This is a genomic window from Streptomyces lucensis JCM 4490 (assembly GCF_014650035.1).
Classification (GTDB): Bacteria; Actinomycetota; Actinomycetes; order Streptomycetales; family Streptomycetaceae; genus Streptomyces; species Streptomyces lucensis.
On record NZ_BMUE01000014.1, the window covers coordinates 202240 to 211450 of the forward strand.

Annotated in this window: 11 protein-coding genes and 1 pseudogene; 3 read left to right on the forward strand and 9 right to left on the reverse strand. The window is 73.2% G+C overall.

Annotation, left to right across the window (positions count from 1 at the left end; genetic code table 11):
* Positions 1-76 precede the first annotated feature (76 nt).
* Positions 77-1462: a S1 family peptidase gene (locus IE177_RS27575; RefSeq protein WP_190018146.1), complete on the forward strand. Its 1386-nt coding sequence runs from the start codon at positions 77-79 to the stop codon at positions 1460-1462.
* Positions 1463-1577: 115 nt separating this feature from the next.
* Here the strand turns inward: IE177_RS27575 and IE177_RS27580 are convergent, their stop codons facing one another.
* From IE177_RS27580 to IE177_RS27605, 6 genes are all read right to left on the reverse strand, one after another.
* Positions 1578-1769, reverse strand: coding sequence for a hypothetical protein (locus tag IE177_RS27580; RefSeq protein ID WP_190018147.1), 192 nt, complete (start codon positions 1767-1769; stop codon positions 1578-1580).
* Between the two features lie 115 nt (positions 1770-1884).
* Positions 1885-2580, reverse strand: coding sequence for a L,D-transpeptidase family protein (locus IE177_RS27585; protein WP_190018148.1), 696 nt, complete (start codon positions 2578-2580; stop codon positions 1885-1887).
* A gap of 232 nt (positions 2581-2812) precedes the next feature.
* Complete coding sequence (locus IE177_RS27590; protein WP_190018149.1) at positions 2813-3727, reverse strand: SDR family oxidoreductase; 915 nt, start codon at positions 3725-3727, stop codon at positions 2813-2815.
* A gap of 89 nt (positions 3728-3816) precedes the next feature.
* Positions 3817-4446, reverse strand: a complete 630-nt coding sequence (locus IE177_RS27595; RefSeq protein WP_190018150.1) for an MBL fold metallo-hydrolase — start codon at positions 4444-4446, stop codon at positions 3817-3819.
* Positions 4446-5534, reverse strand: coding sequence for an S-(hydroxymethyl)mycothiol dehydrogenase (locus tag IE177_RS27600; RefSeq protein WP_190018151.1), 1089 nt, complete (start codon positions 5532-5534; stop codon positions 4446-4448). Before IE177_RS27600 ends, IE177_RS27595 begins: the two co-directional genes overlap by 1 nt.
* Positions 5535-5613: 79 nt before the next feature.
* Positions 5614-5916 carry a hypothetical protein gene (locus IE177_RS27605; protein ID WP_190018152.1) on the reverse strand — a complete coding sequence of 101 codons (303 nt, stop codon included), beginning with the start codon at positions 5914-5916 and terminating at the stop codon, positions 5614-5616.
* Between the two features lie 172 nt (positions 5917-6088).
* Here IE177_RS27605 and IE177_RS27610 point away from each other — a divergent pair, with 172 nt between their 5' ends.
* Entirely contained in the window at positions 6089-6457 is a 369-nt protein-coding gene (locus tag IE177_RS27610) for a nuclear transport factor 2 family protein (RefSeq protein WP_190018153.1), read from the forward strand.
* Here the strand turns inward: IE177_RS27610 and IE177_RS27615 are convergent.
* The 3 genes and pseudogenes from IE177_RS27615 to IE177_RS27625 all read right to left on the reverse strand — a co-directional run.
* On the reverse strand, positions 6427-6690 hold the full coding sequence (locus IE177_RS27615; protein ID WP_190018154.1) for a hypothetical protein: 264 nt from the start codon (positions 6688-6690) through the stop codon (positions 6427-6429). The two genes, IE177_RS27610 and IE177_RS27615, sit on opposite strands and share 31 nt — an antisense overlap.
* A 24-nt stretch (positions 6691-6714) precedes the next feature.
* Complete coding sequence (locus IE177_RS27620) at positions 6715-7689, reverse strand: CU044_5270 family protein (RefSeq protein WP_190018155.1); 975 nt, start codon at positions 7687-7689, stop codon at positions 6715-6717.
* A 379-nt stretch (positions 7690-8068) separates the two neighbouring features.
* Positions 8069-8575, reverse strand: a pseudogene (locus IE177_RS27625) (RNA polymerase sigma factor); the annotation flags it as partial.
* Between the two features lie 106 nt (positions 8576-8681).
* Here IE177_RS27625 and IE177_RS27630 point away from each other — a divergent pair.
* Positions 8682-9211 (forward strand): cbb3-type cytochrome c oxidase subunit I (locus IE177_RS27630; RefSeq protein WP_190018156.1); only part of this gene is annotated, 530 nt, incomplete at its 3' end.

A 9211-nucleotide genomic window follows, 5' to 3' on the forward strand; every position in this document is an offset into this window, starting at 1 on the left:
GGGCCCTCGACGACCCGAGGGCCCGGCGGTGCCGGTACGGGCATCGCACATCCGGGTTCGGTTTCGGGAGCCATGCATGCGGCACGCACGACGACGGGTCGTCCGGCGAGTGACACGGCTGGCGGCGGTCGGCGGACTCCTCCTGGGCGGTGTCATGGTCACCCAGGCGGCCATGGCGAGCGCGACACCTCCGGTCGCCGCCAGACCGCTGAGCGCCGCCGGCGGCGCCGGGGACACCGGCAGCGCGCTGGTGGCCCGGCTCGGCGGCGCGCGGACGGCGGGCAGCTGGGTCGGCGCCGACGGACGGCCGGTCGTGGCGGTGACCGACGACGCGACGGCACGTGCGGTACGGCGCGCGGGGGCCGAGGCCAAGGTCGTCCCGCACAGCATGAACGAGCTGAAGTCGGCCACGGCCACGCTGCGTTCGGCTCCGCGGGTGGCCGGCACGGCGTGGGCGGTCGACTACCGCACCAACCGGGTCGTGGTGCGGGCGGACAGCACGGTCTCGGCCGGCGACTGGTCGCGGATGACTCAAGTCGCCACGAGGATCGGCAGTTTCGTGCACATGGAGCGCGCCAAGGGCAGCTTCACCACGCGGCTGAACGGCGCCCAGCCGATCCTCTCGACCGGTGGCCGCTGCTCGGCGGGTTTCAACGTCACCAACGGCACGAGCGACTTCATCCTCACCGCCGGCCACTGCGGGCCCGCCGGATCCACCTGGTTCGCCGACAACCAGGGCAATCAGCAGCTCGGCAGGACCGTGAACAGCTCCTTCCCCGGCAGTGACTTCTCCCTCGTGCAGTACGCCTCCGGCAAGGCCGGTGCGGGCGCCGACGTCGTCGCGGTCGGCGGCGGGAAGGGCGTGCGCATCACCGGGGCCGCCGACGCGGCGGTGGGACAGCGGGTGTTCCGCAGCGGCAGCACCAGCGGACTGCACGACGGCCAGGTCACCGCGCTGAACGCGACCGTCAACTACCCGGAGGGCACGGTCACCGGGCTCATCGAGACCGATGTGTGCGCCGAACCGGGCGACAGCGGCGGCCCGCTGTTCTCCGAGGGCATCGCCCTGGGCGTCACCTCGGGCGGCAGCGGTGACTGCACGGCGGGCGGCACGACGTTCTTCCAGCCGCTGAACAAGGCGATGTCGGCCCTCGGGGTACGGTTGATCGTGTCGGCGCAGAACGCGGGCGGAGCCCAGGGCGCGCCGCCCTCCCCCGCGCCCTCGTCCCCCGCGTCCCAGGGCGCGCTCGCGCCCAGCGCGGCCTCGCCGGGCTCCTCGGCGCCGGTCACGGGCGCGTCGGCGGGGACGACCCTGCTGGCGCGGCTCACGGACACCCGGAACGTCGGCCCGGGCCTGCTGGTCATCGCGGGAAGCCTGATCGCGCTGGTGGCGACCCGGTACTTCCGGGCCGAGCAGGACCGCAGGGCGTACCAGCGGCGCTACTCGGCCATGTGGGGCTGATCGCGGCGGCGGTGGCCGGGTCACGGAACGGACCTGGCCCAAAGGTGCTGTGAGAAGGGGCACCCGTGCTCCGACGGGTGCCCAGGACGGTACGGGGCGGTGTGCGCCGGGCCGGTCAGGCCGCCCGGTGCGAAGGGGACTGCGGGGCCGCGGCGGCCCACTCCATCACGAGGCGCTGGTACTCCGCGCGCTGCTCGCTCGTCAGTGTCCCGCCCGACCGGAGCCACAGGGCCCGGATCTCCTCGTTGACCTCCGCGGCCGATCGCTCGGAGGCGGCTTCAACAGTGGTGGACATGCTGTGAAGCATATGCCGCCGGACGTGAAGACGCTGTGAGCAAGTGCACTTGATGCGGACATATCGGACCGTGTCGCTCATCACGCGCTCGCGCTCCGGCGTCTTCGTGACGCAGGTCACGTCCTGCTCAGGTGCCCGGCTTGCGGCCGTAGACGAAGACGTCGTCGCCGTTCTTCAGCAGCGACCAGTACTTCTTGGCGTCCGTCGTGGTCATGTTGACGCAGCCGTGCGAGCCCGGCGGGTTCCACATGCTCAGGCCGACCGAGTGGAAGGCCTGGCCGCCGTCGAAGAACTGGCTGTAGGGCATCGGCACGTCGTAGATGTTCGAGACGTGGTCGATGTCCCGCCAGTAGATCTTCTTCGCGCCGGTACGGGTCTCGTAGCCGTCGCGGCCGGTGCGCACCGGCACCGGGCCGTAGACGAGCTTCCTGCCGTCCTGGATCCAGCTGAGCTGGAGCGTGAGGTTCACGCAGGCGATACGGCCCTTGTTCACCGGGCACTTGCCGTCCTTGTTGGGGTTGTTCCCCACGGCCTTCTGCTTGTTCATGAGGTCCATCACGCCCCAGGTGACGGGACCCGCGTAGCCGATGGCGGGCGTGATGCCGTGCTTGTTCTGGAAGGCCTGGACGGCCTTGCAGTCGGCGGCGGACTGCTTGCCGTCGACCGGCCGGCCGAGGAACTTCTCCACCTGCTTCTGGTACGGCCCCGCCTGCGTGGTGCAGCTCGCGGCCTGGGCCGGCGCCGCCGTCAGCGCCAGCGCGAGCGGCGCCACCAGCCCCGTGACGCCCAGCGCGACCGCACCTCGTCTACCTATGTCCCGCATGCCGCTCTTCCCCTTCTCCCCTTTTCCGGGGCCTCCCCCGGGTCTTCCTCAGCGCGATTCCCGCGATCTCGGACTACTAGACCCGCCCGCGGGCTCCAGGGTTGTGGTTCCGGCCAGGCTGTGACGAAACGGTGAACTTCGTCACCACTCGGGTGCGGCCGGGGGGAGTTCGCGGCCGTGACCGGCCCTCAGCGGGCCCCGGGTACGGCCGTGCGCGCTGTGCCCGGGCGGCTCACCGGTAGCCGGTGACGTCCGCCGGCCTGCCCGCGTCCTGGACCTCCCGCAGGTACCGCCAGGCGTCGGGGCGGCTGCCGTCGAGGTCGGTGAAGCCGTACACCCGGGCCAGACCCCCGCTGGAGAGGGACTGCCCGTTGAAGCGGGACACGCCGGGGTCGGCCGCCAGGGCCGCGACGGCGCGGCCGGTGAAGCGGGGCGTCTCGGAGATGGCGAAGTGCGGGACGCGCTCCAGGGCGTCCCGCCAGTCGTCCTCGCCCACGCCGAAGGCGTCGAGCATGATCTCCGAGCGCATCCAGCCGGGCGTCAGGGCCACGGCCGTGGCCCCGCGGGGGCCCAGCTCGTGTCCGAGGGCGAACGCCATGCGCAGGACGGAGGCCTTCGCGAGGTCGTAGAAGAGGTTCACGCGGTAGGTGTCGCGGTTGTAGTCGGCGGTGCCGTCGGTGACCTCCACCACCAGGCCGCCCGGATGACGCAGCAGCAGCGGCAGCGCGTGGTGACTGGTGACGGCGTGCGTCTCGACGGCGAGCCGGAGCAGCCTGAGCCCGTTGTCGAGGTCGTGCTCCCACACGGGGGTGTCCCACTCGAAGAGCTTCTCGCCGCCCCAGATGTCGTTGACGAGGACGTCGAGGCGGCCCTGCTCGCGCGCGACGCGCTCCACCAGAGCCCGTACGGCGGCCTGGTCCAGGTGGTCGACCGGTACGGCGATGCCGCGCCCGCCCGCCGCCGTGACGAGGTCGGCGGTGTCCTCGATCGTCTCGGGGCGGTCGTACTCGGAGCGCCGGGCGCGGGTGCTGCGGCCGGTGACGTAGACGGTGGCACCGGCCGCGCCGAGTTCGACGGCGATGCCCCGTCCGGCGCCCCGGGTCGCCCCTGCGACCAGCGCGACCTTGCCCTCCAGCGGTTCTGGCATGTCCGGCCTCCCGTGCGGAACGACTGCTGTCGCCCTACTCTCACGGGAAAGCCGGACATCTTCTGTCGCCTTTTCCCGGGCGGAGCTGGTCAGTGCCCGCGCTGGATCCATTCCTCCAGGTGGGGTGCCTCGGCGCCGATGGTCGTGGAGTCGCCGTGGCCGGTGAGCACCTTGGTCTCCGGAGGGAGGGTGAGCAGACGGTCGCGGATGGACTCGATGATCGTCGGAAAGTGCGAGAAGGAGCGGCCGGTGGCGCCCGGGCCGCCCTGGAAGAGGGTGTCGCCGGTGAAGACCGCGCCGAGGGCGGGGTCGTACAGGCAGACGGCGCCGGGCGCGTGCCCCGGGGTGTGCAGCACGGTCAGGTCGGCGCCGGCGGTCTCGATCACCTGGCCGTCCAGGAGGTGCCGGTCGGGGTCGCGGTGGGGGTGGGTCTGCTTCCACAGCGGCAGGTCGTCGGGGTGCAGCCAGATGGTGGCACCGGTGAGTTCGGCGAGTTCCGGTGCCGCGTTGACGTGGTCGTTGTGGGCGTGGGTGCACACGATGGCGGTCAGGCGCCGGTCGTCGACGGCGCGGGCGATGGCCTCGGCGTCGTGGGCGGCGTCGATGACGATCACCTCCCGCTCGTCGCCGACGATCCACACGTTGTTCTCGACGTCCCAGGTGCCGCCGTCGAGGCTGAACTGCCCGGAGGTGACGAGGCGTTCGATGCGCACGGTCATCAGAACACCACCACCGAGCGCAGCACGTCGCCGTGGTGCATCCGCTCGAACGCCTTCTCCACCTCGTCGAGCTGGATCGTCTCGCTGACGAACGCGTCGAGCGGCAGGCGGCCCTGGAGGTGGAGGTCGATGAGCATGGGGAAGTCACGGGAGGGCAGGCAGTCGCCGTACCAGGAGGACTTGAGGGCGCCACCGCGGCCGAAGACGTCCAGCAGCGGCAGTTCCAGTTTCATCTCGGGGGTGGGGACGCCGACGAGGACGACGGTGCCGGCGAGATCGCGGGCGTAGAAGGCCTGCTTGTACGTCTCGGGCCGGCCGACCGCCTCGATGACGACGTCGGCGCCGAAGCCACCGGTCAGTTCGCGGATCGCCTCGACCGGGTCGGTCTCCCTGGAGTTGACGGTGTGCGTGGCGCCGAGCGTGCGGGCCTTCTCCAGCTTGCGGTCGTCGATGTCCACGGCGATGACCCTGGCCGCGCCGGCCAGGTTCGATCCGGCGACGGCGGCGTCGCCGACGCCGCCGCAGCCGATGACGGCGACCGAGTCGCCCCGGCCGACGGCGCCGGTGTTGATTGCGGCGCCGATGCCGGCCATGACTCCGCAGCCCAGCAGGCCGGCGACCGCCGGGGAGACGGCCGGGTCGACCTTGGTGCACTGCCCGGCGGCGACCAGCGTCTTCTCCGCGAACGCGCCGATGCCGAGGGCCGGGGACAGTTCCTGCCCGGTGGCGGCCAGGGTCATCTTCCGCTCGGCGTTGTGGGTGTTGAAGCAGTACCAGGGCCGGCCCCGCAGACAGGCCCGGCAGCTGCCGCACACGGCACGCCAGTTGAGGACGACGAAGTCACCGGGCGCCACGTCGGTGACGCCGTCGCCGACCGACTCCACGACGCCGGCGGCCTCGTGGCCGAGGAGGAAGGGGAAGTCGTCGGAGATGCCGCCCTGTTTGTAGTGCAGGTCGGTGTGGCAGACGCCGCAGGCCTGGACGCGTACGACGGCCTCGCCGGGTCCCGGGTCCGGAACCACGATCGTCTCGACCCGTACGGGCTCGTCCTTCCCCGGTGCGATCACGCCGCGTACTTCCTGCGCCATGGCCTGGCCCCTTCTTTCGATTGCCTACCCGGCCGACCCTACGCGGGACCGGTCGGCGGCGGCGCGGGACACGAGTGGATCAGCGCACGGCGGGCAGTACGGCCAGCCCGGGCGCGGCCGGGGCGATGAGCTGCTGCAGTTCGTCGAACCGGGTCAGTTCGCCCAGCTGCTTCACCGCGGGCACCTGTTCGTAGAGCGGCGGGACCTGGTCCCGTTGCGGCTCGGGGACGCCACTGGCGACGAGCGCGTCCAGCGTGGTCGCCACGCCGGCCTTCGCGGCGGGCGGCGCGGCGGCTTCGGCCGCGTTCGCCGTCGGCAGGGTGAGTCCGGCGAGTCCGGCGGCCAGACCGACGGCGGCGGCGATACGTCGTGTTGAGATCATGTCCTCAGCAACGGCGGCGGATCCCGCCCGGACACGGGCGGCGGACCGCGCTCACCCGTGAGGCGGAGCGCGCGGTCTGCGCTTGCCGAGGCCGCCGTCGCGGAGGAGTCTCGGAGTGAGGGCCCGAGCGGCCCGTTCCCCGTCGGGCCGCGGGCGTCCGAAGGAGGTCACCATGGGCACCGCCGCTACCGGCTCCGCCTTCGATGCCGAGACACTGCGCCGGGGCGTCGAAGGAAACACCGGGAACACCCTTCTGTCGCTCTACGCCGACGACGCGAAGATCCGCATAGTCGACCGCAACAGCCAGCCCAGCCACCCCACCGTCCTGCACGGCCGGGGCCAGATCGCCGAGTTGCTCGACGACATCTACAGCCGCGACATGACGCACAAGCTTGAGCAGTGCGTCGTACAGGGCGACCACGCCGCCTACAGCGAGTCCTGCCAGTACGGGGACGGCACCCGTGTCCTCGCCGAGTCGATGGTCACCCTGCGGGACGGGAAGATCGCCGATCAGCTGATCATCCAGGCCTGGGACGAGTAGGTACGGCCGGGTATGGCGAGCGGCGCGAGGAAGGTCGCGAGGGTCCAGGTCAGCACCCGGCTGACCTGGACCTTCTCGGCGCGGGCGGCTCTCGGCCGGGCACGCCGGGCCCGGCCTCGGCGGCAGGCGCCCGCCGCGTCCCGGACGGTGGTCGCGCCCGGGTCGGCCGCCCTGCTGCGTGCGGTGCTGAAGGCGGCGCGCCCGCGCCGCCCGCTGCCGGCCGCGCTGCGCACGCGGCGCTCGTGGCCGCGGTGAGGTCAGCGCATCCAGGCTCGGTACTCCATCACGTCCCCCGCCCTCACCCCGTACCGGGGATCGTCATGGGGGAAGGTGGTCTCCAGACCGAGGACGGCACCGGTGCGCACGTCGAGGACGAGCATCCGGCGGCCGCCGTCCCGCGTGTACACGTACGCCTGCCCCGGGCGGCCGAGCCGGTCGGTCACCTGTCCCACGGGCCGCAGGCCGCCGGCGTCCGCGAGGACCCGGGCCAGTGCCGCGGACTCACGGGCGCCGAGCGTCCAGTGGTCCAGCAACTGCGCGACGGCGTCCAGGAGTCCGGCGGTGCCCGGCGAGCCGGCCCCGGCGGTCTCGGCGAGGTAGGCGCGCAGGGCGGCCGGGGTGTGCGGCGGGGGCGCCACGGGCGGGGCGTCGCTCCAGCTCGGCGGGTAGGTGGTCCGGCTGAGGACATGGCCGTCCGCCACCGCGCGGGGCGTGCCGTCCTCGTCGGTGAGGACCGGGCGGCCCGGACGGCGGGGGTCGGTCGCCACCACCAGCTCGGTGTGGCTGTCGTCCGCCCGCCAGCGCACGACGCGTTCCTCGGGCAGGGTGACGGGCTGCTCGCCGTCGGCCATGCCGAGGCTCCACGACTGGACGTGCGTGCCCCTGCGCAGGCGCGGCGAGCCGTCGGCGGCGGCCGCAGCCGCCAGGTCGGCCAGCTGTGTGAGCGGTACGGGCGTGGAGTGCGCGCGCACGGTCAGCGGCCGGGGCGCGGCGAGGGCGGGCTGGGGAGCCGGTCCGCCGAGCAGCGCGGTGAGGGCGGTCACCAGGACGACACCGGAGGCGGCGAGGCCCCACACCAGCCGGGAGCGCCGCACGCGGCGCGCCGGGCCGGGCCCGCGCAGCAGCCGGTCCAGTTCCCGTTCGGCACGCTGGTCCAGCGGGCCGTCACCGAGGTACGCGCCGTCGGTGGGCACCGGATCGGCGCGGCGCAGGAGTTCGAGTTCGTCAGGCATGTCGGGGCTCCTCACGCAGGCATGCGCCGGCGACGGACGCGGGGTACGGCGCGGGGCGCCGTGGACGGCGATCGGGTGTGACGACGGCCGGGGTGCTGGACGGGGCCGAGCCCGCCGGTCGCGGGCGGGGACCGGCCGCCGCGGCGCACGCCGTCGCGTCGGACAGCCCGCTGCCCACCGCCCGCGGAGCGGGACCGGCCTGAGCGGGAGGCGCCGCGGCGTCGTGCGGGCCCTCGCCCGCCTGCGCGGGGGGCGAGGAGGTCGCGCGACCGGCGCGGTCCGTCGGCCGCCGGCCCTCGGCGGGTGACCGCTCGGGCGGCGGGGCGGCCGCCGGCACCGCGGGGCGCGGGCCGTGCCCGGGCGGCCCGCCGGCCGGCGGTGCGCCGGGGCACAGCCGGTCGATCTCGGTGCGCAGCCGACGGCGGGCGCGGTGCAGGCGCATGGCCGCCGCGCGCCTGCCGCAGCCCAGGGCGACAGCGATCTCCTCGGCGCCCAGTTCCTCCCAGGCCGCCAGCCGCAGCACTTCCTGGTCGGCCGGCGACAGCCGGTCCAGCGCCTCGTGCACCCAGGCACCCGGCGCCTCGGCGTCCGGTCCGGCCACGACGTGCCGGCCGTGCGCGGCGTCGTCGTTGCCCAGCCGGTCCAGCAACCGCCGCCGGCGCCCGTAGCCGCGTACCGCGTTCGCCAGGCAGTTGCGGGCCACCCCGTACAGCCAGGGCAGCGGCGGGTCCGGCAGGTCGCCCCGGCGCCGCCAGGCGACCGTGAAGACCTCCGCCACCACTTCCTCCACCTCGCCGGCCCGCCCCTGCAGTCGCCTCGCGACATAGCGGCTGACCGCCCAGTAGTGCTCGCGATAGGCAGCGGCGAAGTTCTCGTCGTTGCTCATGCCCGGTTCGTGTCCGGCACCGGCCGGATCGTCACACCCTCCTCCCGTGACACTCCTCGCGTCGTCCGAGTGTGACCCGCCGGCCGGGCGCGGACACAGGCGGGGCGTGAAGAGGATCAGAGACACCAGGGCCGTGCGGTGGCTGACGAGCACCGATCACAAGACGATCGGCACGCTGTACTTGGTCACCGCGTTCGCGTTCTTCCTCATCGGCGGCGTGATGGCGCTGCTGATGCGTGCCGAGCTGGCCCGTCCGGGCCTGCAGATGATGTCGAACGAGCAGTTCAACCAGGCGTTCACGATGCACGGCACGATCATGCTGCTGATGTTCGCGACGCCGCTGTTCGCCGGTTTCGCCAACTGGATCATGCCACTGCAGATCGGCGCGCCCGACGTGGCGTTCCCGCGGCTGAACATGTTCGCCTACTGGCTGTACCTGTTCGGCTCGACGATCGCGGTCGGCGGCTTCCTCACCCCGCAGGGCGCGGCCGACTTCGGCTGGTTCGCCTACTCCCCGCTGTCGGACGCGGTCCGCAGCCCGGGTGTCGGCGCCGACATGTGGATCATGGGTCTGGCCCTCTCCGGCTTCGGCACCATCCTCGGCTCGGTCAACTTCATCACCACGATCATCTGCAT